This window comes from Proteiniphilum sp. UBA1028, assembly GCF_002316955.1.
GTDB lineage: Bacteria > Bacteroidota > Bacteroidia > Bacteroidales > Dysgonomonadaceae > Proteiniphilum.
On record NZ_DCEN01000026.1, the window covers coordinates 60316 to 82453 of the forward strand.

At 46.9% G+C, this 22138-nt stretch carries 23 protein-coding genes and 1 pseudogene; 14 read left to right on the forward strand and 10 right to left on the reverse strand.

What is annotated here, in order from left to right:
• From B3Z75_RS03640 to B3Z75_RS03655, 4 genes and pseudogenes are all read left to right on the forward strand, one after another.
• Window positions 1–123 (forward strand): annotated as a pseudogene (locus B3Z75_RS03640) (chromosome partitioning protein ParA); the annotation flags it as partial.
• 24 nt (window positions 124–147) lie between these two features.
• Window positions 148–1053, forward strand: coding sequence for a ParB/RepB/Spo0J family partition protein (locus B3Z75_RS03645; RefSeq protein ID WP_294067863.1), 906 nt, complete (start codon window positions 148–150; stop codon window positions 1051–1053).
• 162 nt (window positions 1054–1215) lie between these two features.
• Window positions 1216–1836 (forward strand): DUF5683 domain-containing protein, encoded by a 621-nt coding sequence (locus B3Z75_RS03650; protein WP_294067865.1) that lies wholly within the window; start codon window positions 1216–1218, stop codon window positions 1834–1836.
• Between the two features lie 11 nt (window positions 1837–1847).
• Window positions 1848–3512, forward strand: a complete 1665-nt coding sequence (locus B3Z75_RS03655) for a lytic transglycosylase domain-containing protein (protein ID WP_294067867.1) — start codon at window positions 1848–1850, stop codon at window positions 3510–3512.
• 3 nt (window positions 3513–3515) lie between these two features.
• Here the strand turns inward: B3Z75_RS03655 and B3Z75_RS03660 are convergent, their stop codons facing one another.
• The gene (locus tag B3Z75_RS03660) at window positions 3516–5780 is read right to left on the reverse strand and encodes a trypsin-like serine peptidase (RefSeq protein WP_294067869.1); all 2265 of its coding nucleotides are present in this window, start codon (window positions 5778–5780) and stop codon (window positions 3516–3518) included.
• 85 nt (window positions 5781–5865) lie between these two features.
• On the opposite strand from B3Z75_RS03660, the gene B3Z75_RS03665 reads away from it, so the two are divergent.
• Window positions 5866–6684 carry a TIGR02757 family protein gene (locus tag B3Z75_RS03665; protein WP_294067871.1) on the forward strand — a complete coding sequence of 273 codons (819 nt, stop codon included), beginning with the start codon at window positions 5866–5868 and terminating at the stop codon, window positions 6682–6684.
• Here the strand turns inward: B3Z75_RS03665 and prfB are convergent.
• A protein-coding gene (gene prfB / locus B3Z75_RS03670) for a peptide chain release factor 2 (RefSeq protein WP_294067873.1) occupies window positions 6647–7760 on the reverse strand; the annotation gives its coding sequence in 2 pieces (ribosomal slippage) (window positions 6647–7696 and window positions 7698–7760; 1113 coding nt in all). The two genes, B3Z75_RS03665 and prfB, sit on opposite strands and share 38 nt — an antisense overlap.
• A 214-nt stretch (window positions 7761–7974) precedes the next feature.
• Here prfB and B3Z75_RS03675 point away from each other — a divergent pair.
• The 6 genes from B3Z75_RS03675 (at window position 7975) to B3Z75_RS03700 (ending at window position 13329) form a co-directional block, all read left to right on the forward strand.
• A complete protein-coding gene (locus tag B3Z75_RS03675; protein ID WP_294067875.1) occupies window positions 7975–8805 on the forward strand; it encodes a C40 family peptidase in 831 nt (276 codons plus the stop codon).
• 32 nt (window positions 8806–8837) lie between these two features.
• A complete protein-coding gene (locus B3Z75_RS03680; protein ID WP_294067877.1) occupies window positions 8838–9443 on the forward strand; it encodes an HAD family hydrolase in 606 nt (201 codons plus the stop codon).
• A 289-nt stretch (window positions 9444–9732) separates the two neighbouring features.
• Window positions 9733–11037 (forward strand): methionine adenosyltransferase, encoded by a 1305-nt coding sequence (gene metK / locus B3Z75_RS03685; RefSeq protein ID WP_294067879.1) that lies wholly within the window; start codon window positions 9733–9735, stop codon window positions 11035–11037.
• Between the two features lie 7 nt (window positions 11038–11044).
• Window positions 11045–11644, forward strand: a complete 600-nt coding sequence (locus tag B3Z75_RS03690; RefSeq protein WP_294067881.1) for a TIGR00730 family Rossman fold protein — start codon at window positions 11045–11047, stop codon at window positions 11642–11644.
• Between the two features lie 33 nt (window positions 11645–11677).
• Window positions 11678–12568 (forward strand): DUF4271 domain-containing protein, encoded by an 891-nt coding sequence (locus tag B3Z75_RS03695; RefSeq protein ID WP_294067883.1) that lies wholly within the window; start codon window positions 11678–11680, stop codon window positions 12566–12568.
• Window positions 12565–13329: a uroporphyrinogen-III synthase gene (locus tag B3Z75_RS03700; RefSeq protein WP_294067884.1), complete on the forward strand. Its 765-nt coding sequence runs from the start codon at window positions 12565–12567 to the stop codon at window positions 13327–13329. Before B3Z75_RS03695 ends, B3Z75_RS03700 begins: the two co-directional genes overlap by 4 nt.
• 39 nt (window positions 13330–13368) lie before the next feature.
• Here B3Z75_RS03700 and B3Z75_RS03705 read toward each other — a convergent pair whose 3' ends face one another.
• From B3Z75_RS03705 to B3Z75_RS03725, 5 genes are all read right to left on the reverse strand, one after another.
• On the reverse strand, window positions 13369–14070 hold the full coding sequence (locus B3Z75_RS03705; RefSeq protein WP_294067886.1) for a TatD family hydrolase: 702 nt from the start codon (window positions 14068–14070) through the stop codon (window positions 13369–13371).
• A 3-nt stretch (window positions 14071–14073) separates the two neighbouring features.
• On the reverse strand, window positions 14074–14355 hold the full coding sequence (gene yidD / locus B3Z75_RS03710) for a membrane protein insertion efficiency factor YidD (protein WP_294067889.1): 282 nt from the start codon (window positions 14353–14355) through the stop codon (window positions 14074–14076).
• On the reverse strand, window positions 14349–14753 hold the full coding sequence (locus tag B3Z75_RS03715) for a ribonuclease P protein component (protein WP_294067891.1): 405 nt from the start codon (window positions 14751–14753) through the stop codon (window positions 14349–14351). The genes yidD and B3Z75_RS03715 overlap by 7 nt, the downstream gene beginning before the upstream one ends.
• A gap of 109 nt (window positions 14754–14862) precedes the next feature.
• On the reverse strand, window positions 14863–15486 hold the full coding sequence (locus tag B3Z75_RS03720) for a ribonuclease H family protein (RefSeq protein ID WP_294067893.1): 624 nt from the start codon (window positions 15484–15486) through the stop codon (window positions 14863–14865).
• A 12-nt stretch (window positions 15487–15498) separates the two neighbouring features.
• Window positions 15499–15978: a hypothetical protein gene (locus B3Z75_RS03725; RefSeq protein WP_294067895.1), complete on the reverse strand. Its 480-nt coding sequence runs from the start codon at window positions 15976–15978 to the stop codon at window positions 15499–15501.
• Window positions 15979–16081: 103 nt separating this feature from the next.
• Here B3Z75_RS03725 and B3Z75_RS03730 point away from each other — a divergent pair, with 103 nt between their 5' ends.
• Together B3Z75_RS03730 and B3Z75_RS03735 are read left to right on the forward strand one after the other, a co-directional pair.
• The gene (locus B3Z75_RS03730; protein WP_294067897.1) at window positions 16082–17251 is read left to right on the forward strand and encodes an aminopeptidase C; all 1170 of its coding nucleotides are present in this window, start codon (window positions 16082–16084) and stop codon (window positions 17249–17251) included.
• 44 nt (window positions 17252–17295) lie between these two features.
• The gene (locus tag B3Z75_RS03735; RefSeq protein ID WP_294067899.1) at window positions 17296–18600 is read left to right on the forward strand and encodes a UDP-N-acetylmuramoyl-tripeptide--D-alanyl-D-alanine ligase; all 1305 of its coding nucleotides are present in this window, start codon (window positions 17296–17298) and stop codon (window positions 18598–18600) included.
• An 11-nt stretch (window positions 18601–18611) separates the two neighbouring features.
• Here B3Z75_RS03735 and B3Z75_RS03740 read toward each other — a convergent pair whose 3' ends face one another.
• The 3 genes from B3Z75_RS03740 to B3Z75_RS03750 form a co-directional block, all read right to left on the reverse strand.
• Window positions 18612–19754 carry a metallophosphoesterase gene (locus B3Z75_RS03740; RefSeq protein ID WP_294067901.1) on the reverse strand — a complete coding sequence of 381 codons (1143 nt, stop codon included), beginning with the start codon at window positions 19752–19754 and terminating at the stop codon, window positions 18612–18614.
• Between the two features lie 87 nt (window positions 19755–19841).
• Window positions 19842–20444 (reverse strand): lysine exporter LysO family protein, encoded by a 603-nt coding sequence (locus B3Z75_RS03745; RefSeq protein ID WP_294067903.1) that lies wholly within the window; start codon window positions 20442–20444, stop codon window positions 19842–19844.
• A gap of 10 nt (window positions 20445–20454) precedes the next feature.
• On the reverse strand, window positions 20455–20814 hold the full coding sequence (locus tag B3Z75_RS03750) for a LysO family transporter (protein ID WP_294067905.1): 360 nt from the start codon (window positions 20812–20814) through the stop codon (window positions 20455–20457).
• Window positions 20815–20996: 182 nt separating this feature from the next.
• Between B3Z75_RS03750 and B3Z75_RS03755 the strand changes: the two genes are divergently transcribed.
• On the forward strand, window positions 20997–21938 hold the full coding sequence (locus B3Z75_RS03755) for an SPFH domain-containing protein (RefSeq protein WP_294067907.1): 942 nt from the start codon (window positions 20997–20999) through the stop codon (window positions 21936–21938).
• The last annotated feature ends 200 nt before the right edge of the window (window positions 21939–22138 follow it).

The following is a 22138-nucleotide window of genomic DNA, read 5'->3' on the forward strand; positions in this document are numbered from 1 at the left end:
CGCAATATTACGCTCAGTGAATCGCAGAGCCACGCAAAACCTGCGTTGATGTACGATGCTGGTTCGAGGGGAGCTGTGAACCACATACAACTTGCGCAGGAACTAATCGAAAAAAATTCCTAACTTTGTCCTTTTACCGGATTGAATATGGCTAGAAAGAATGCATTGGGAAGAGGATTGGACGCATTGATTACTTTTAATGACGGCGAAACGCAGGGTTCCTCCTCCATCAGCGAAGTGGAACTTACCAGGATTAACCCAAACCCCGATCAGCCTCGACGTGTCATGAATGAAGAGGCACTACAGGAGCTGGCTGCCTCCATCAAATCCATCGGTTTGATTCAACCTGTCACACTGCGAAAATTAGACGAAGACTCCTATCAGATCATTGCCGGTGAACGGCGTTACCGAGCGTCACAAATGGCCGGACTTACCTCCATTCCTGCCTACATTAAGACAGCCGATGATGACGAGACCATGGAGATGGCGCTGATAGAGAATATTCAACGCGAGGACCTCAACTCCATAGAAATAGCGCTGGCTTACCAGTCGTTGATAGACAGCCTCTCCCTTACACAGGAGCAGCTGAGCGAAAGGGTGGGAAAGAAGCGTGCGACCATTGCCAACTACCTTCGCCTGTTAAAGCTCCCTGCTGAGGTGCAAATGGGGGTGAAAGACAAAAAAATTGACATGGGACATGCCCGTGCACTTGTAACCATGAACGATCCGGTGTCGCAATTGTTGGTTTATAACCTCATTCTTGAAGAGGGGCTTTCGGTTCGGAAAGTGGAAGCGATTGTTCGCGATTTCGCTGACGGCAAACCGCTGATAGATTCGTCTTCTGCTTCCGGTAATAAAACCAAACCGAAAAAGAAAACCAGTAAGGATATGTTGCCGGACGATTTTGATGTGCTGAAACAACATCTTTCCGCATATTTCAAAACGGATGTACAGTTCAGTTACAACAAACGCGGTAACGGAAAAATAACCATCCCGTTCGACTCACCGGAGGATCTGGAACGGATCATGGTGATGTTCGATAAAATGAAATAACAGTACCCAAAGATGAAGTTTGCCGGAATTCTCGTTTGGATATTCTTAGCATGTTGTGCGCCCAAAGTTCAGGCACAGGCCCCTTTACGGCAACAACCACGGGATTCGGCTGCTCACATTGCGACTGATTCGCTGAGGTCTCCGGAAAAAGATTCATTGATTGTGAAGGCCGACAGCAATATTGCAGCGCCCGTTGCCGTTGATCCTGTACGCAACAAGGTAGACAGTGTGATTGCTGCTACCTCCTCCGATAATTTATTTGCACCGGCATATCTGTTCAAGCCATCTCCCCGGAAAGCAGTCATTTATTCTGCGATCTTTCCGGGACTGGGACAGATATACAACCGGAAGTACTGGAAGCTGCCTGTCCTGTACGGCGGATTTGTGGGTTTTACCTATGCCATATCGTGGAACAACGGGTATTACCGCGACTATCTAGGGGCTTATCAGGATATTATGGACGACGACCCGAATTCAAACCGCTGGCACGATATGCTGCCCTATTCCTACAGACAGGATCCTGAAAGTGTAGATACTCAGTGGTTTACAGGGGTTTTGCAGCAGCGAAAAGATTATTACCGGTATTACAGGGACTTGAGTATCATTGGCACCGTAGCTTTGTATCTGGTGGCTATCGTGGATGCCTATGTAGATGCGCAATTGTTCGACTTCGATATGAGTCCCGACTTGTCAATGCGTGTGGAGCCTGCCATTTTGAGAGAAGATCGGCCGGCAATGAAAGGTAACTCCGCGTATGGAGTTCAATGGAGTTTTAGTTTTTAAATCATTATCTCATGAGAAATATTTTTTTACTCACAGTGACAGGGATATTGTTGTGCGCACCCTCGCCGGCTCAGAACAATCCTGTTTCCGCGGGAGACTCCATCAGCGACAACGCGATCGTCTATCCCGAGAGCATGACGGAGCAACTGAGCGACTTGCTAAAGGCGTGGCAGCTCGATCTTCAGGATGCCGAAATAGAGTGCAGAAGAGGACAAAATATACATTTTCATGACTCGGTATATACCCGCAGGCTCCATAGTATGCCATCGGAGATGGAGTTGTCCTTCAACGGGGTGGTGAAAAAATACATCGAGATGTATGCCGACAGGAAAAGAGACCAGGTGAGCTACATGCTTGCACTGGGAGAATATTACTTCCCCATGTTTGAGCAGGCATTGGATAAACATGGCCTGCCGCTTGAATTGAAATACTTGCCGGTAATTGAATCAGCATTGAATCCTGTGGCTGTGTCCCGTGCTGGTGCAACGGGATTGTGGCAGTTTATGCTGCGTACCGGCAAAGGATACGGCCTGGAAGTGAATAGCCTCGTAGATGAGCGGCGTGATCCCTACAAGTCGACGGAGGCTGCGGCCCGGTATCTCAAAGATTTGTATGCAATTTATGGTGATTGGAACCTGGTTATTGCTGCCTATAACTGCGGGCCGGGCAATGTGAACAAGGCGATTGCCCGAAGTGGGGGAAAGCGCGATTACTGGCAAATTTATGATCGGCTACCGCGCGAAACAAGAGGGTATGTACCCGCTTTCATTGCCGCCAACTACATCATGAGTCATTATGCTGATCACAATATCTGCCCTGCTCACCCATATAGTCCTGCTGTAGCCCTGGATACGGTGCAGGTGAATGAACGCATTCATCTGGAGCAGGTTGCCGGTGTGTTGGATATTCCCGTGAGTGACTTGAGGCGACTGAACCCTCAATTCAAGAAAGATGTGATCCCGGGCGACTTCAAGGCATACTCTCTGGTTCTTCCTTTTGAAAAGATGTATGCTTTCATTGATAAAGGTGACGAAATCTCCAATTTTCAACGACACCAGTATCTTACTCACCGAAGCAATACCGATGGTTACCTGGAGGGATATGAGACATCTTTGTCCGGAAATAGCACGAACGTTTATTATCGGGTGAAAAAGGGGGATAACCTCTCCGCCATTGCCCGCAGAAATGGCATTACGCTTAACCAGTTGAAGTCGTGGAACGGGCTGCGCTCGAACCGTATTGGCATTGGGTTACGTTTAATTGTGGGACATCGGAAAGCAGACCCTCCCATCGCGGAAAGCAAGGAACAGGTGGCACGGGTGTCAGATGGTGAAGCTTCGGGCGGTGCGGGAACAATGAACCAGTACTACAGGGTGAAAAAGGGCGATACACTGGGAGAGATTGCCCGGAAAAACGGAGTGCTGGTTTCACAGCTTCAGAGGTGGAACAAATTGAACTCTACCCGCATCGGTATCGGAGACCAACTGATTGTTGGCGTGAGAGAGGTGACGGTGCCTACGGCTACTCCCCCCGACGAGGAAGAAATTGAATACAGCCGTGCCGAAACAAGGGGTGGCGGAGGCAGCATTATATCTTCTTACCTGAAAGAGCAAATCGAAAAAACAGAAGAACGTCAAGTGACGGAAAAAATTGAAGACAGAACTGAAAAAGAGTAAACACTACATAACCAGCACTTTTTTTGCACTGACCGTTCCTTCAATGGTCCTTACCTTTACAACATAGACTCCCCCAGGCAGATGGGCTGCTGAATAGGAGACCCTGTTTATGCTCTTGTCTGTACTTTCCTGATGAATTTTCTGTCCTGAGACATAAAATATTTCCCATTGAAGCAGATCGCGGTTCGATTCAATAAGAATTCGTTTTACTTCGTGTGAGTAATATACTTTTATTTCGGGTTCTTTCAGCTCTGGTTCTACCACGATGGAACCGCCCCCAATCACGTAGGGAGCGATCAGCAAAGAGGTGTTGATGGGATTTTCCATATTCTCCGAAGATCTTACCCATCCGGTTGCGTTCTTCATCCATGCCGTGGAGATGACTCCAGAGCCTAATTTTCGGGGGGACGTATTGAAGACGGAGAAGCCGGCAGGCACTCCGTTTGCTTCGGAATACGATATATAGAACGATCCCGATACCGGGACAGGATGAGAAAACTCGATATAATTCTCGAGGTTATATCTCATGTCTCGTTGAGCCAGGGGGAAGCTTCCATTACTGTAATACCGGTAACTGTAATCGTAGGGCTGCTCGTAAAGAAGTTGTTCCGGCCCGTTCTCCCCTGAGTAGACTTTGATCCGAATATTCATGTTCAATATATTGCTGGTGGAGGGAGAAGAGACGAATACGCCCTGCAATTGCGTATAGGTTTTGGCATGAAACTCTTCCGCAAACTCGGTGTAGCCAAATGTGTTGTTTGTGGCAAACATGGCTACCGATTGGAAGTAGGTCTCAACAGGCGTTTCGTCCGTTTTGAAATTGTGGTTTTTTGTGAAAAGGTCCGAAGAGTATGGATTTAAACCATCCGTTTGCGTAGCTTGTGAGCCTTGCGGATCAAGATAATCACTGATCGGATTGGGATTTCCGAGTGAGCCCGCCACCTGCCAAAATTTTTGTAACGAAGAGTATAAGTCGGGTCCGCGTGGTGATGAACATTCCGACACGCCTCCCGTGAGTGTTCCCACAATTCGTTTTTCCCTGTCGAGAAGGGGGGAGCCCGACGACCCACCTTCTGTGGAGGCTGTTTCCCAATCTCTCACCACCCAGAAGGCATTGGGCTCCAGGTTGTATTTAGGGTCGTCGAATGAGCCGATGCCCAATGATCCTTCTTCTATGGCCACTTTCTTGATGCCACCATTAGGATGGTGCAACCCATGAAAAGGGCCAGTAGGGGACGATTCTGCATTCCATCCCAAATAATAGGGCTGATACTCTTTGGGAGGAGTCTGTTTTAATTTTAGCAGCGATATGTCGTGACGTTCGCTGATCAGCACCGAATCAGCGGAAGCCATGGTCATCTGTAATGGCCCGCGGATGTCTGTGCTACAGACTGGTGAGTTGTAATTGAAGAAGGTGACGATGCGGCCTGCCACCAGGTCGTACTTTCTATTTGCCAGGAAAGTGGCATTGTAATCGTTGTTCAGGCAGTGTGTCGCTGTAATGAGATAAGGGGTTCCATCATTGGCCGTGTTGTTGATAAGGGACCCGGTGCAATAGGTGGTTCCGTTGATGATCAGCGCCACCACGCCACTTCCTGGCTGGATATTTTCCGGGTAACAAATCAGGTTGGGATGACACGCATTGACAGGATCCCGAAGTTCCGCTGCTCGGAAGATGCCTACATAGTCGTGATTCACCTCTCCGATTTCAATCTCACCATGGAAGGAGGCGTTCAACGGTTCCTGATATTCTACAATCAGCTCTTCACCACCAATGGGCTGAAGGGGAAGAAGATTTAACTCAGTGTTGTTTTCGTGGGTAAAGGAACCCAGTGTCTCTGACTGGTTGGAGTTGTAGACAAACAGCTTTGCATTTTCGGGCAACCGGAATTTTGTAAAAAGGATATTTAACGAATAGGCTCCTTTTGAACGGATGCCCACGCGCCATACTCTCATGGCGCCTGATGTAAAGGTGATCCCCGAATTATCCGGACGGAGGTGCACAAAGAATTTGTGGGCAAACTCAAGGCTTTTAAAGTGTGATTGCTCCTGCTGGGAACGCCACAGGGCAGCTTCTTTGTCGAAAGAGGGCATCTCCACGAAAAAATCGGCTGACGGAGTAACAGCCCTAGCAACTGCTCCAGCTTGCAGAGGCAGAGGCTTGCCCCCGTGGCTTATCTGGCCGGAAATGTGGCTGAAAATGAGGCTGAATACTAAAAGGAGCGTCCACTTCAGGAGAATGTTGATTCTTTTGGGCTGGCTTGTCATGTGTAAGTGATAAATTCGGTTCCAACTGCAAATGTACGTTTTTTCAGGAAATAGGCCTACTTTTGTAGAGATAATTCGGCTGAATATGCATAATTTAAAAAGCTTTCTCGACGCAAAAGCTGATCAATATAACAGCACCCTCTTTATTAAGGAGGACCCCGTATCCATTCCTCATCTTTTTTCCGGTAAACAGGACCGGGAAATTATGGGCTTTTTCGCCGCTACCCTGGCATGGGGGCAACGAAAAACAATTATCTCCAAATGTCGTGATTTGGCGGACAGGTTGGGAAATGAGCCATTCCGCTTTGTGATGGAGCACGACGAGAATGAGTTGAAGCAACTGCTTGGTTTCAGGCACCGTACTTTTAACGACGAAGACCTGCTTTATTTTATTGACTTCTTACGCCGCCATTATCAACAGCATGAAAGTCTGGAGAGTGCCTTTCTTTGTGATGGCGTATTTACAAACGTGGAAGATTCGCTCATTCATTTTGAGCAGTACTTCTTCGATCACCCCAACGCGCCTAGGCGTACGCGTAAACATGTGGCGACCCCGATACGCAACTCTGCCTGCAAACGGTTGAACATGTTTTTGCGCTGGATGGTAAGAAGGGATGGGAAAGGAGTGGATTTTGGCTTATGGAAACAGATTCCGCAACAAGCACTTATCTGTCCCATCGATCTGCATGTGGACAGGACGGCCAGGCAGCTCGGATTGATCACTCGCAAACAGACAGACTGGAAGGCGGCGCTTGAGTTGACCCGTAATCTCCGCACAATGGATGCAGACGATCCTGTCAAGTATGATTTTGCCCTGTTTGGACTGTCAGTCGAAAGCAAATCCCAGACACACCCTTCGGGCAATGTTAGTCAGCTCCTCCGTATTCCATCAAATAGGCTTTGATGAATTCATCCAGATCACCATCCATTACGCCGGTGACGTCGGATGTCTGGTAGTTTGTGCGATGATCTTTCACGCGACGGTCGTCAAACACATAGCTGCGTATCTGAGAGCCCCACTCAATTTTCTTTTTGCCTGCTTCAATTGCAGCTTGTGCTGCACGGCGTTTCTCCAACTCGATCTCATAGAGTTGCGATTTGAGCAACCGCAGTGCATTCTCCCGATTCCCCATTTGGGATCGGCTCTCCGTGTTTTCGATCACAATTTCCTGTTCCTCGCCCGAATCCGGATCTTTGTAAAGGTAGTGCAGCCGTACACCTGTTTCAACCTTGTTCACATTTTGCCCTCCGGCCCCCGATGAGCGGAAGGTGTCCCAGCTCAGGTTGGCCGGGTTAACATCGACTTCGATGGTGTCGTCCACCAACGGTACCACAAAGACTGACGCGAAGGAGGTCATTCTTTTACCCTGGGCATTGTAAGGCGAAACGCGCACAAGTCGGTGAACCCCATTCTCGCTTTTTAGAAACCCATATGCCAGGTCACCTTCAACCTGTAACGTGGCAGTTTTAATGCCGGCATCGTCGCCATCCTGCCAGTTGGTTACCGTGGTTTTGTATTTTTTGCTTTCACACCACCGCTGGTACATGCGAAAGAGCATGGATGCCCAGTCCTGACTTTCCGTCCCGCCCGCGCCCGCGTTTACTTTCAGGACCGCTCCCAGCTTATCTTCTTCGCGTCGAAGCATGTTTTTTAGTTCCAGATCTTCAATCAGCCTGATGGCTTCTGCATAATTGAGATCTACCTCTTCCTCCGAAACGATTCCTTCCTTCAGGAAGTCGAAGGCCAGCTGCAGCTCATCAGCCGCTGCCTTCACTTCGTTGTATGCGTTGATCCAGAACTTCAGCTCACGCACGACTTGCATCTGGCTTTCTGCTGCCTTGGCATCGTTCCAGAAGTCGGGTGACTGGGTGCGGAGTTCTTCTTCTTCCAGTTGGATTATCCTTGTATCGACGTCAAAGATACCCCCTCAGCGCTTGCTCGCGCTCCAACACATTTTTCAGTTGGTCTGCAGTAATCATCTTTTGCTCATTTTGTTTTCAGGGTGCAAAAATACGCAAAAGATGTGGAATTACCATGTCAATGTTTTATAAAGTAGTTGACTCGGATTTTTCTATTCAGCTCTCGGTTAATGCAGGTAGGAAGAACTTTCAAAGAAGTCTATTTATTGTTAAAAGAGAAGCTTCGTATTGCGCTTTTGCTTACTTTTGTTCGTTTAAAAGATCCGACTGCATCATGAGACGATTTTGTAGTCCTACTTGTGGAATTAATGCTACGAATGTGTATAAAAAAATAGCAGCCATTCTTTTTACAACCATATTGCTGGCTTCTTGTGGAGCCGGTAGGAGTACTGTCTCAAGTCACAGAACCTCTTCGGTGTCCATGCAAAACAACGTTGTTGAATACGGTAGGAAATTCCTGGGAAAACCTTACCGTTATGCCGGTAGGGGGCCTAATTCATTCGACTGCTCAGGATTCACCTCTTTTGTTTTCAAGGAATTTGGATATACGTTGAATCCAAGCTCAGGTGGACAAGAACGTCAATTTCCTACTGTCCACCGAAAAGATTTGAAAAAAGGAGATTTGGTTTTTTTTGAAGGTAGTAGAAAAAATGGCAGAGTAGGGCACGTGGGAATTGTTACCGAAGCCCGTCGCGACGGAACTTTCAGATTTATACACGCCTCTACGAACTATGGGGTCATTGTGTCGTCGTCTGAAGAAGAGTATTATGCATCCCGTTATCTTCGAGGCGGCAGGGTGCTTGAAGAAGATGACTCTTCACCGGGGCAGCGAAAAAGAACGACGGTGAATGTTTCTCTTGAAAAGGGAGAGACTGTTGTCTCGCCCATAGCAGCCCAACGGAAGGGGAGGCCTTCCGAAAAATCAGACAGATCAGTTGTCCTTGTTCAAACCGACCCTCTGAAGAATCCTCCGCTAAAAAAGAACCATTCCACGCATACCCGGAATGAACAGGGTGAAAATCCCCTTTTTCGGACAAAGAATGATGTGATTCTGAGGAGAGATTCCGCCGATATCCCGGAGCCGGTAGTTGTGAATGTGGAGTAAACAAAGGCATCATTTAAAAATGTTTTCATTGTATGACGTTACTAAAAAATATAATTTTTGATTTCGGAGGAGTGCTCATCGACTGGAATCCCGTTTATCTTTATCGGAAAGTCTTTGAAACAGACGGAGAAATGAACTATTTCCTGGAGCATGTTTGTCGTTACGATTGGAACCTGTTGCAGGATGAAGGCCGTTCGTTGGCAGAAGGTACCCGCATTTTGCAGGAAAAACACCCGGAATACGCCGAGGAGATATCCATGTATTACGGGCGCTGGATAGAGATGCTTGGAAGTGCTTATGAAGAAAATAGGAAACTGATTAAACCGCTGAAGGAGAAATATCGGGTGTATGGGCTCACCAACTGGTCGGCAGAAACGCTTCCACTGGCCATGGACAAATTTGACTTTTTTCAAGATCTGGATGGTATGGTTGTTTCAGGGGAAGAGAAAATGGTGAAACCCGACAGGAGGTTGTACGAAGTTCTGCTGGACCGATATGCTCTCCGTGCCGCAGAATCGCTCTTTATTGATGACAATCTGGCAAATATTGAGGCGGCCCGGGAGTTGGGTTTCCAGACCGTTCACTACACAGGCGGTATGAATCTGGAAGCCTGGTTGCGTGAAAACAACGTTTGGTAGAAACGAATTGATAACAGTTGTTGTGTGATTTAACTCTTCTTTAACATTGCTCCTTTGTTATTCTTGCTACCTTTGCAGTCAATTCAAACTATGTGGAAAGATTTGAACTGCTTGCAACCACAGAAAAAAATGCTAAAAAGATTTACTGCATTTCCTTTCTTTGGGCCGTTGCATTCACGCGTAGGTTGAATAAAAACATACATCAACACTTGTTTTCGTTTGGTGACACACATTCGTCTCACAGCCGTTTGTGTCTGTTTTCCTGAAAACTGCTAAATTTTTGCAAAAGATGAATTATCTATTTACCTCCGAATCCGTGTCGGAAGGACATCCTGATAAAGTGGCTGATCAGATTTCCGATGCGTTGCTCGACGAGTTCCTGGCATACGACCGTAATTCCAAGGTGGCTTGTGAGACACTGGTAACCACCGGGCAGGTGGTTCTTGCCGGTGAAGTGAAATCCAACGCATATGTCGACGTGGCCGAAGTGGCCCGCGATGTGATTGCCAAAATAGGTTACACTAAAAGTGAATATCGTTTTGAAGCGCAGTCTTGCGGTGTTTTTTCCAGTATTCACGAACAATCGGACGATATAAACCGAGGGGTGGATCAGAAAGCCGATCCTATGGAGCAGGGAGCAGGCGACCAGGGAATGATGTTCGGGTATGCGACCAGCGAGACCGACAACTTCATGCCGCTATCGCTCGATCTGAGCCATGCCTTGTTGCTGGAGCTGGCAAATATCCGCAAAAACGAACCAGAGCTGATGCCCTATCTCCGTCCCGATGCAAAATCGCAGGTTACCGTTGAGTATGCACAGGATGGCACACCCCTGCGCATCGATACCATCGTGATTTCGACCCAGCACGACGAGTTTGAGAAGCCGCGACAAAACACAAGAGAGGCCACCCTTGAGGCAGATGAGAGGATGCGCTCGCGTATAGAAACAGATGTGCGCACTATCCTTATTCCACGTGTGCAGGCGCAGTATAAGCATAGAAAAGATGTGCATAAGCTTTTTGAGGGAGATATCAAATACCACGTGAACCCCACGGGCAAATTTGTCATTGGTGGCCCTCACGGCGATACGGGACTAACCGGACGCAAGATTATTGTGGATACCTATGGCGGGAAAGCGGCGCACGGTGGAGGTGCCTTTTCGGGAAAAGATCCGTCGAAAGTGGATCGCTCAGCAGCCTACGCAGCACGACACATCGCCAAGAACATGGTGGCGGCCGGAGTTGCCTCCGAGATGTTGATCCAGGTGTCGTATGCCATCGGCATTGCCGAGCCGATGAGTATTTATGTAAATACCTACGGCAAAAGCAATGTGAAGATGACGGATGCCGACATTGCCGAAAAGATCCGCCTGTTGTTCGATTTGCGGCCCAAAGCCATTGAACAGCGTTTGAAACTGCGTAATCCGATCTATTTTGAAACAGCTTCGTATGGTCACATGGGCCGTGAGCCGCGCAAGGTGAAGAAGGTGTTCAGCTCACGCTATATGCCGGAACAGGTGGTAATGGAGGTGGAGCTGTTTACCTGGGAAAAACTGGATTATGTAGAAAAAATTAAAAAAGAATTTGGCCTGTAAGAAAATAATGAAACAGACACAACGATCAGTGGTCGTCTACTGTGCATCCAGTTCGCTGATTGATGCGTGCTATTTCGATGCGGCCGAACGTCTGGGTGAGCTCCTCGCTGCCAATGGTATTCTCTGCATCAATGGTGCCGGGAAAGAGGGCCTGATGGGTGCGCTAAACGATTCCGTTCTTCGGCACGGAGGAGCGGTAAAAGGAATTATTCCCCAATTTATGGTTGATGCCGGGTGGTGTCACGACCAATTGAACGAAACAATCATTACCCAAACTATTCACGAACGGAAGGAAAGTATGGCTGAATCTGCCGATGCAGTAATCGCTCTCCCCGGCGGAGTAGGGACTTTGGAGGAGCTTGCCGAGATTATTACCTGGAAGCAGTTGGGACTTTATGACAATCCTGTCATCATCCTTAATACAAACGATTATTACCAGCCGTTGCTCTCTTTTTTCGACAAAATGATGGAGGCAAAATTCCTGAACAGGGCGAATGGTGATATGTGGCAGGTAGCATCTACTCCTGAGGAGGCTGTCGGTCTTCTTCTGGGTTTTCCCCACTGGAAAGCTTCGGGAGGATTGGAATGTACGGAAAAAGAGTTGTAAATTTGCTGTTCAAAGATAAAATACACGATATAAGTGCCCCAGTTTATTCCCGATACCCTGCGGGAGACTCCGTTTTACCTCAAAGCGGAGGAGTTGCCGCTTCAGGCTGATTCATTGGATATGAATTTTGGCCGGTATGAATTTCTTCCTACCGATTCACAGCATATTTTGTTTTCTGTAGATTCGGATACCCTTGCAAAGCTGGAATTTTTCGCTCCTGGAAATGCAGGCATGGCAATGCCATTCTCTCTTTGGGTGAACAGCATTTTTTTTCTACTTTTTGTCGCTTGTTTTGTCATTTTCTCCCTGGTATTCCGAAAGGAAGGGATGGCTTTTGTCGAAAATTTCAGGCAGATTTTCCTTGTGCGAAGGCGACAGGCCGCTGGTTTTAAGGGGCAGGTGACCACGACCGAAGCATGGGGCGAATTTTTTTTAGTACTACAAACCATGCTCATCATTGCCATTCTCTTTTTTACTTTTTTATGGGATAGGGGACTCGCCCTGCTCTCAACGAAGGGGTGTCTTCTCGCTTTTGCCGGCATGCTGCTCGTACCGGCTGTGATGACGTTGTTAAAGCTTCTGATGTACCGGACCATAGGTGCCATTTTTATGCCCCGGGAGATAAATCGTTGGATTAGCCATTATTACAGGTTGATTGAGTTGATGGGGATTCTCTTGTTTTTACCCGCCCTGTTGTACGTTTTTATGCCCGAATTACGGGATGTTATGCTTGTCCTGTTTTTGTTCGTCTTTATTATTAGCCGTCTCGCAATTGTCTTCGGACTATTAAATATTTTTGTTAAAAAAAATGTCGGTGGTTTTTATTTTTTTGTGTATCTTTGTGGGACTGAAATTGCCCCCTATTTATTGTACTATAAGGGGGTAGTATTATTTATTAGTTTGGCAGGAAATATTTTTGTATGAACGTCCGGAAAGTAAAGAAGATTCTAATTTCTCAACCCAAGCCTAGCAGCGAAAAATCACCCTATTACGATATAGCGGAAAAGTTTCATGTCGAGGTGCATTTCTATCCTTTTATTAAAGTAGATAGAGTCCCTATCAAAGAATTCCGCCAACAACGGATAAATATTCTGGATTTCACGGCCATCATTTTTACTGCAAGAACAGCCGTCGATAAGTTTTTTTCAATATGCGAAGAGATGAAGGTGGCAATACCCGAAACCATGAAGTATTTCTGTACGTCAGAGGCTGTTGCATTGTACCTGCAGAAATATATTGTATACCGGAAAAGGAAGATATTTTTCAGTCAAACCGGCAAAATCGACGGATTAAGCAACGCTTTCACCAAGCATTCGAAAGAAAAGTTCCTCTTTCCTGTTCCCGAAGAACACAACGACGAAGTAACCCTTTTTCTCGATGAAAAGAAGTTGAATTACACCAAGAGTGTGATGTACAGGACGGTGAGTAACGATTTTGAAGAGGGAGAGAAGCTTGATTACGACATGATCATTTTCTTTAGTCCGCTGGGTATCCAGTCCTTGTTTACCAATTTCCCCGATTTTAAACAAAACGATATGGCTATCGGCTGTTTCGGCACCTCCACGGCAAAGGCTGTGGAAGAGGCCGGATTGCGTCTCGACTGCGAAGCACCACAACCTGACTTCCCTTCAATGACGGCCGCCCTGGAGGCTTTTCTCAAGGAAAATCACAAAAACCATAACTAAGTTAGTCATAGCCAGAGGACCCTCTTGACTTCCGGCTGCTCAGATCTCCTCTTCCAGTTCTTTCGAGAAGTAGGGTTTGGGAGCTTTGACAGAAGGAAATACCCTGCGCACATTTGCTGCTATTTTGGCGGCAAATTCTTCAATATCCATATTGATTGCCTGTGATGTCTGGAGATAAATCTCCCTGATTGTCATCTCATCCTCGTCGGTTTCACAAAAAAGCGCATCAATAGGAATCAACTGCATAGACGCTACATTGATCTGGTCGCCGATAGAAAAGAGGAAGCCCTCATGAAGAAGCCGTTTTGTTAATTCCGGTTTCCCCCGATAACCGTGTATGATCCATGGTTGGGTGGGGTCTGTTTCTTTCCTTATCTGAATCAACTCCTCCCATGCTTTCACACAGTGAATGATGACCGGTTTGCCCAGTTTCTCGGAGAGCTCGATGTGTTTTTTAAAAACGGGTATCTGTATATCGAAAGAAGGGCCTTTGAGTTTGTCGAGACCGGTTTCTCCAATGGCAACTATACGGATGTTGGAGGCAATCTCGTTCAGGTAAGCCATCTGGGTGTCGCTGTCCTCCGAATACCAGGGGTGGATGCCGCAGGAAAATGCATGCCGATGGTAAGAATCTTTGGCTACTTCAAATTCAAGGGGGTATACATCGAAGATACACGAGTGATAAGGGTCGTCGTTATCCTCGAGAAAAATTTGGTGGGTGTGTACGTCGTAAAATTCCATACATTAATTGTCCTCTGCCTTCGGTTTGTTCTTTCTGCGCTTCGGCTTTGGCTCTGGAACAGGATCGTAACCCGATCCGCCCCAGGGATTACAGCTCAAAATGCGTTTGGCTGACAAGAAAGAACCTCTGAATGGGCCATGCCTTTTCAATGCTTCTATCGTATATTGAGAACAGGTGGGTGTGTACCGGCAGCTGGGCGGTGTGAGCGGAGAAATGGCTGCCCGGTAGAAATAGACCGGAAGAAGTAGTATCCATGTGAGCAGATGCTTTAACACTTTCACCATTTACCTTTCCCAATCTGTTCCTTTAACGCACTCAGTGCTTTTTGTACACTCTTCTCTACCGTGGAAAAGTCGCTCAACGCATCTTTCACATAAACGAAAGCGACGTCAATATGGACTTCTTTGCCAGACAGTGCCACATCGAAAAGATGTTTGTTCAACCGGTAAGCCTCCCTCGTTAGCCGTTTCATCCTGTTTCGATGTGCAGCAGACCGAAGCCTTTTTTTAGGGATGCTCACCAGTATTGATACTGGCACGGTTTGTGGATGAGTCGTTTCCAAATATACAACCCTGAAGGGATATACCATCATAGAACGTCCGTGGGTAAAGAGGTGTTCAACCCTTTTCTTCCCAGCGACACGTTCTTCTTTTGTAAAATTGAAGTATCCTCCTCCATTCATAAGATAAAAGCATTCCTCCGAAAGCAATTACGAAAGCAAAGATAATTGTTTTTAGAATCAAATGTTTCTTTTAATGAAAAAAAGTGGAACAAGAAGTTGACCAGGTCGGTTATTTGCGTCCAAAATCCGCGGGTATTTCGCCCCACAGTTTTGTTTCCCATTTAAGAATCGGGTTTTGAAAGCTGTTGTTTTGAAGCCACGCTTCCGCACGGGTAATCAGCTCGAAAAGAGGTTTGTTCCGATCCGACTGCATCAGCTTGGTGTTGCATTTCTTTTTGGCAATCCATTTGATGGCATTTATGCTGTCGGAATAGACAGGGGTATCCTGGCCAAGTTTTTTCAAAAGTGCCAGCGCATGCACAATTGCCAGAAACTCTCCAATGTTGTTCGTCCCCTCTTCCAGTGGCCCCATGTGAAAGATCTCCCTGTTGTCCGCGACCAGTACCCCGCGGTACTCCAAAAGCCCCGGATTGCCGCTGCAGGCAGCATCTACGGCCAGGCTCTCCCTGATTATCTTACTGCTTGATGCGGAAGCAACCGCTGCCTTTGTCTTTTTCGCATTCAGATGTTTCCATGGGTTTTCGCGAAATGCCTTTTCTGCCTCTTCTTTTGTCGGGAACGACTTGAACCGTGCATTTTCGAATCCCGTCACCTGCGATTTGCATTCCTCCCACGACGTGTAAATGCCCGGCTTCACGCCCTGCCATACTACATAATATTTGTTTTTCGCCATGAGACCGCACTTTCACATTGATTCCAGGATGTAGGGTGTCATCTCCACATCCGTTGAATGATCCATCCTCTTTTCTTCAATAGATACGATGCTGTCCACTACAAATTTGGTGTAACCACGCCAGGGGATGGTGGCAAAGTATTCTTTGTAATGCAATTGCACCATTTTGCCACTTGCTACCATCAGCTTTTGGGCAATCTCCTCGTCTGTCACGGAAAAATCGAACTGGTTTGATTGTAATCCGCCCGGTTTATCGGCTCGAAAACCCGATTGGATCAGCTTGCCCTCGTAGGTTTTAAAGATAACACCTTTGTAAACAAGGTAATTTAGTTCGCCTGATTTTACGCCCGTGCCAAATACGTAGAAATAGCGTACATAGACGAAAATTCCGAGTGTAAGGATCAATATGGCGAGAAGCCATCTCAAGGCCTTCCGGCTCTTTTTCTTTCTGGGGGTCAGATCATCCATCTTCTTTGATATGTTAGAATGCAAAGATACCTATTTTTTGACTTTTTAGAGAAATAGTGGAGCAAAATGCCGGTCTAATCCCCTAATTTGCGTTATATTTGTTTTCAAATATCATTTGCAAATACGTATGAACAGACTTTTTATGTTCCTTGCACTTTTTCTTGCTGCAGGAACCCTCTCCTCCCAAAATGCCTACAAATTCTCGGTGATCAAGGAAAACCCGATTACATCGGTAAAAAATCAAGCCAGCACAGGTACTTGCTGGAGTTTTTCAGCCGCAGGTATGCTTGAATCCGAACTTATTCGCATGGGAAAAGGAGAGTTCAACCTTTCCGAAATGTATATTGTGCGCAAAAATTACGAAGATAAAGCCCGCAAATATGCCCGTCTCCACGGCAGTCTTAATTTTACTGCCGGCGGTTCCTTTGCCGATGTGATGGAGACCATCGATGATTTCGGGATCATGCCCGAGGATGCTTATCCGGGGCTCAATTACGGAGCAGATAATCACGATCATGGTGAACTCGATAAGGTGCTGAAAGGCTATATGGACGGAATTATTGGTGCACGAGCCCTTTCTCCCGTGTGGCACGAAGGCTTCTCCGGTGTGCTGGATACCTATCTTGGTGCTGTTCCCGATACTTTTATGTACGATGGAAAGCAGTATACACCGCATTCGTTTGCTGAATTTTTAGGATTAAACCAGAATGATTATATTTCGCTGACTTCTTTCACGCACCATCCCTTTTACAAGCCTTTTGCTATTGAGGTCCCTGACAACTGGCGCTGGGCCCTCTCCTACAACCTGCCTGTGGATGAGTTGATGGAAGTGATGGAACACGCCATTATGAATGGTTTTACCATTGCATGGGCTTCCGACGTCAGTGAAACTGGTTTCTCGCGTGAGGGTATTGCCATCGTGCCGGACGAACAAGCGGCTGAAAATGCCGGATCAGACGAGGCCCGATGGCTGGGACTATCGAGCCGTGAACGGGATGCCAATCTCAGGATGCGGGTAGGGAGCGAAGCGCTTGCTGAAAAGCAAATTACCCAGGAAATGCGTCAGTCGGCGTTCGATAATTATTCTACTACCGACGATCACGGCATGCAAATATATGGGATCGCAAAGGACCAGCAGGGAAATAAGTTCTATATGGTGAAAAACTCATGGGGTGAAACGGGTCCTTACAAAGGTCTCTGGTACGCTTCGGATCCTTTTGTTCGCTATAAGACCCTTAGCATCGTACTGCATAAAGGAGCACTCCCCGCTGAAACAGCCCGTAAACTGGGTCTCTGACCCACCGTAAAGGCACCGAACTCCAACTATTAAGTGAACCCAATATGGAAATAACCGATCTTTATGCTATTTTTCGGAAATACCCTTCTGTGACGACCGATTCGCGCATGTGTTCCAAGGATTCCATCTTCTTTGCATTGAGGGGGGAAAGGTTTAATGGAAACTTGTTTGCCGATAAAGCGCTGGAGGCCGGATGTGCCTACGCTGTTGTGGATGAACGACCGGAGAGCGAGCCATTCAACGAGCGGATTATTCTCGTCGACAATGTGCTTGCCACCCTTCAGAAGCTAGCCAACTACCACCGGCGCAAGCTGAAGATACCCATTATTGGCATTACCGGGACAAACGGCAAAACAACGACCAAAGAGTTAATTGCCATTGCCCTTTCCCGCGAGTTTAAAGTTGCCTATACGCAGGGGAACTTTAATAATCATATCGGCGTGCCGCTCACGTTGCTGTCGATGAATAGATCGCATGAGATAGGGGTTGTTGAAATGGGCGCTAATCATCCGGGCGACATCCGGGAGTTGTGTGAAATAGCCGAACCCAATTATGGCCTTATAACCAATGTGGGAAAAGCGCACCTGGAAGGATTCGGAACTTTTGAAAACGTAATCAAAGCCAAGGGTGAGTTGTACGATTTTCTCAGGGGGCACGAAGGGAAAGTGTTTGTTAATAAAGACAATCAGACTTTGTACGAACTGTCGGAGGGAATGGACAGAATCTTGTATGGGAAGAATGACCCCTCTCTTTTTGCTTCCGGTACCATTGCCAATGCAACACCCTTTTTGGAGTTCGACTGGAACTTTTTCGACCGCTCCTACCGGGTGAAGACCAGTCTGGTGGGTGAGTTTAACTTCGACAATGCGATTGCCGCCGTAGCAGTATCCAAGTTTTTCGGAATCAATGCCGAGTTGATCAGTGCTGCCCTGGAGGAGTATGAACCGCTGAATCACCGGTCGCAGTTTAAACGTACAGAGCGAAACGACCTGATCATAGATGCGTACAATGCTAATCCAACCAGCATGAAGGCTTCGCTTGATTTTTTTGTCTCAATCCCTACCTCACTTCCAAAGATGGTGATTCTGGGCGAGATGAAGGAGTTGGGGGAGATCAGTGATGAGGAGCATCAAAGGATGGTCGATTTCATAAAAAACCAGACCTTCGACCGGGTCTATCTTGTTGGAAACGATTTCAAAGACTTGATCCCGGATAATGCGTCTTATCGTTTTTTTGAGAATGTGGATTCATTGATTGAATCGCTAAAGACAGATCCGGTAAAAGGACATTATCTATTGTTGAAAGGATCACATTCGGTACATCTCGAAAAGGCGGTTGATTATCTGTAATGCGCCGGATGTCATTTTTTTTGTGGTTCAAATTTTACCGTTATCATCACCATCTCCGAGACGGTGCCTATGCGGTATTGTGGCCCTACAAGACTGATGCCGGATGTGACGTAAACATGTGTATTTCCCTTTTTCTTGTAGCCGTGAGCAACTTCAAACACCATTTGGGTGGCGATGTTGCCCGGAAATGCCTGACCATGATGGGTGTGTCCGTACAAGGCGATATCGGCGCCGGCATCAGCCTCTTCACTCAGATTATCGGGCGTATGATTCAGTACGATTACCGGTTTGGACATGTCTACCCCTTCTGTGGCCAGCAGCTTTGCGGTGGACTTCCGGTTAAGGATGACCTTGTCTTCGCGTCCCACCACATAAAAAGCGCTGTCAACGAACACGGCGGAGTCGCGCAACATGGTGATCCCCGCATCGTTCAGGAGCTGAATCTTCTCCTCCGCATCGTACCGGTATTCGTGATTGCCGGTGCAGGAGAAAACCCCCAGGGGAGCCTTCAGTCGCGATAACTCTTTGTCCATCCCTTCATCCAGGATTGGATTGATATGTGAGTCAATGATGTCACCCACAAAGAGAATCAAGTCCGGTTTCTGCTCCAGAATCAAATCCACGTATTTTCTCGTGTGATTCCGGTTAATCATCCATCCCATATGCAGGTCTCCTACTACGGCAATGCGCAACGAATCCAATTCTCCCGCCTGCTTGTGTACAGTGAGGTGTACCTGTTGTACCACCGGATGCAGAAACTTGTGATGCCCGTGGACCATCACTCCCGATACAGCCAAAATGGGTGCCAGAAAAGTGACTATTTTGTATTTTGAAGGTTGATCTTTGAAGTACCACGATCTTCGCTGGATCTTTCTCCGGATGATATAAATCAGATCAATCACCAGCCACACCCCGCCGGTATAAAGAAGAAAAAGCATCCAGCTGGTGCCTATTACACGGATTAGCTGGGTGATGGGGTCGGGAATGATCCGATAGAAAAGTAATCCGGATGAATAGACGAGCAACTCCACCCCGAAAACCGCAGAGAGGATGATGCGTGCCCACTTTTTTTCATCGAAGGTGTGCCATCCTTTCAGGAAGACCAAGATATTGAGAGTGACGTGGACGATAAAAGCGTTGATGAGTGCGCGCATGCAATGTTTTTTTTGATTGTGTATTAAAAACAGAAGAAGGACACCTTTTGTTTGACTGTAGTGAATTTCTTTCTTTTTTCCTTCGTATCATAAATTCAGAAAGAATGATACCCACAGCGGTACGGAAAAATCAATGATCATCCCATGAAACAGGGCAATTACCACGAACTCCGATCCGGAATATTTTGCAATGACCGGCAGGGTGGTATCCATGGTAGTAGCACCTCCGGCAGAAATTGGTGCCAGGGGGCCGAAATATTTTACCATCCAGGGGGCCAGAAGCAGCACGCTGAACTCCCTCGTGATGTTGGCCAGCAAGGCAATGGTTCCCAGCTCTGCTCCTCTAAACTCGGTGATCAGGATGCTGGAAAGTGAATAATAGGCAAAGCCAGCCCCCACGCTCAAACATTCGGTCAGGCCTTTCTCCGGCATGATAAGGCTCACTAGCGCTACACCGGCAAAGGTGCCAGCTGTGGTCGCAAGAGGTATCAACAGCATTCTCCATCCAAATCGCTTCAGGGCGGCAATCATGTTCTTGCCAGAGCCAATTTGCATGCCTACCAGAAAAAGAAGGGCATAGAGTACCCAGGTCGAGATGTCGCTGTTGAGCAACGCTTCCGGCATCATTCCCAAAAATGCCAGCAATATGCCTGCGGCAAAAAGGAGGAGGTAGGTAAGAGACAGTTTCATCAGCTGGAAATTAAAGAGGTGTTTTGCTCTCCTTCGTGGCTACTCCTCCGCATGTCTCCTGGTGGACGAAATCCTTCTGGGTGTTCTTTTCAGGCCGGCTCTTCCTCCCGGCAAAAAATCGCTCGAAAACCCATTTCGCACAGAGTATACTACCGAGTGTGCCTCCTGCTGTGAGGATAAATGCTTCCAGTCCGATAGATGCAAAGTTATCGATTATCTGTTCGTTGTTTCCGACAGACACACCCAAAAAAAACAGCAACAGCATAATCACCAGACTTAAGAGGATGCCCGTGTGTTTTACGAAACCGCTTTTTCGGAAAAGATAGCCGGTTAGAATGCCACTCGTAATGCAGAGAAGAATTGGAATCATGAATAATTTTTGCAACAAAATTAGAAAAAAGAATTCATGCCGCGAAACTTCGCTTTGCTTGCTATTGTCCGAAATTATTTCCGGGCTTGTATGTAATTCAAAAAAAGTCAATAATAATTTGCAATTCAAAAAAATAAAGTATATTTGTAATATCAAAATGATATCATTTTAAATTTATTGTTATGGAAACAAAGGAATTCAGTTTTAAAGGTTTTAAGGCGAACGGGTTTTTGATGATTCTTGCGTTATTTCTATTTTTAGGAGTTATTCTTTTCTCTTTCTTTCAGGGTAGCTGGGGAATCATTGCAGGTTGTATAATGGTTATGGTATGGATACTGCTGTTGATTGGATTTACCAAACTGGAACCAAATGAAGCAATCGTGATGGTTTTTTTCGGGAAATACAAGGGGGTGTTGAACGAGACTGGTTTTTTTTGGGTAAATCCGTTCATGACGAAGAAGAAATTATCCATGCGGGCCCGAAATTTGAATGTGGAGCCCATCAAGGTGAACGATAAAGTGGGAAATCCGGTGCTGATAGGGCTTGTATTGGTCTGGAAGTTGAAGGATACCTATAAGGCGATGTTTGAAATCGATGCTCAGACCATGGCGGCATCGGGTCCGGGAAATACAGGAACAGCGACCTATGTAGTCAGTAAGCAGATGAGTGCGTTCGAAAACTTTGTTGCTGTCCAGAGCGATGCCGCTCTCAGGCAGGTTGCCGGACAGTATGCTTACGACAACAACGTGGTTTCGGATCATGAAATTACGCTACGGTCGGGAGGGGAAGAGATTAATGAAAATATGCTCATTGAGTTAAATAATCGACTTGAAATGGCAGGCATCGAAATTGTGGAGGCGCGTATCAATTATCTGGCTTATGCACCCGAAATAGCTGCCGTTATGTTACGTCGCCAGCAGGCGGAAGCTATTATCTCGGCGCGCGAGAAGATTGTGGAAGGCGCTGTTACCATGGTTAAAATGGCGCTGGAAAAGATTGAAGACGAAAATATTGTGGAGCTGGACAGCGACAAGAAAGCGGCCATGGTGAGTAACCTGCTGGTGGTGCTCTGTGCCGACGAGTCGGCTCAACCTGTACTGAACACAGGGTCTTTATACCAATAATTGGGATGAATGACGGGAACTCACCTTGCCATTTCCATTATAAGTCTTATAACTGGAACATAATCCACAGGGTGTATGTTAGAAGATACAATCCCGTTGGCGAGTATGGTGGATGGGGCGTTTGTCTGTCAAGATGGCATTTTGCAGGCAGGAGAATTAAACTCTCCCGGGCCATTGCCCATACAGTAAGTGGAAGAACG

Bases quoted from the DNA above. Each gene is read 5' to 3' on its own strand.
- B3Z75_RS03645 (WP_294067863.1), top strand. From the start codon at position 148: ATGGCTAGAAAGAATGCATTGGGAAGAGGATTGGACGCATTGATTACT.
- B3Z75_RS03655 (WP_294067867.1), top strand. From the start codon at position 1,848: ATGAGAAATATTTTTTTACTCACAGTGACAGGGATATTGTTGTGCGCA.
- B3Z75_RS03660 (WP_294067869.1), bottom strand. From the start codon at position 5,780: ATGACAAGCCAGCCCAAAAGAATCAACATTCTCCTGAAGTGGACGCTC.
- B3Z75_RS03665 (WP_294067871.1), top strand. From the start codon at position 5,866: ATGCATAATTTAAAAAGCTTTCTCGACGCAAAAGCTGATCAATATAAC.
- B3Z75_RS03675 (WP_294067875.1), top strand. From the start codon at position 7,975: ATGAGACGATTTTGTAGTCCTACTTGTGGAATTAATGCTACGAATGTG.
- B3Z75_RS03680 (WP_294067877.1), top strand. From the start codon at position 8,838: ATGACGTTACTAAAAAATATAATTTTTGATTTCGGAGGAGTGCTCATC.
- metK (WP_294067879.1), top strand. From the start codon at position 9,733: ATGAATTATCTATTTACCTCCGAATCCGTGTCGGAAGGACATCCTGAT.
- B3Z75_RS03690 (WP_294067881.1), top strand. From the start codon at position 11,045: ATGAAACAGACACAACGATCAGTGGTCGTCTACTGTGCATCCAGTTCG.
- B3Z75_RS03700 (WP_294067884.1), top strand. From the start codon at position 12,565: ATGAACGTCCGGAAAGTAAAGAAGATTCTAATTTCTCAACCCAAGCCT.
- B3Z75_RS03705 (WP_294067886.1), bottom strand. From the start codon at position 14,070: ATGGAATTTTACGACGTACACACCCACCAAATTTTTCTCGAGGATAAC.
- yidD (WP_294067889.1), bottom strand. From the start codon at position 14,355: ATGGTGAAAGTGTTAAAGCATCTGCTCACATGGATACTACTTCTTCCG.
- B3Z75_RS03715 (WP_294067891.1), bottom strand. From the start codon at position 14,753: ATGAATGGAGGAGGATACTTCAATTTTACAAAAGAAGAACGTGTCGCT.
- B3Z75_RS03720 (WP_294067893.1), bottom strand. From the start codon at position 15,486: ATGGCGAAAAACAAATATTATGTAGTATGGCAGGGCGTGAAGCCGGGC.
- B3Z75_RS03730 (WP_294067897.1), top strand. From the start codon at position 16,082: ATGAACAGACTTTTTATGTTCCTTGCACTTTTTCTTGCTGCAGGAACC.
- B3Z75_RS03735 (WP_294067899.1), top strand. From the start codon at position 17,296: ATGGAAATAACCGATCTTTATGCTATTTTTCGGAAATACCCTTCTGTG.
- B3Z75_RS03740 (WP_294067901.1), bottom strand. From the start codon at position 19,754: ATGCGCGCACTCATCAACGCTTTTATCGTCCACGTCACTCTCAATATC.
- B3Z75_RS03745 (WP_294067903.1), bottom strand. From the start codon at position 20,444: ATGAAACTGTCTCTTACCTACCTCCTCCTTTTTGCCGCAGGCATATTG.
- B3Z75_RS03750 (WP_294067905.1), bottom strand. From the start codon at position 20,814: ATGATTCCAATTCTTCTCTGCATTACGAGTGGCATTCTAACCGGCTAT.
- B3Z75_RS03755 (WP_294067907.1), top strand. From the start codon at position 20,997: ATGGAAACAAAGGAATTCAGTTTTAAAGGTTTTAAGGCGAACGGGTTT.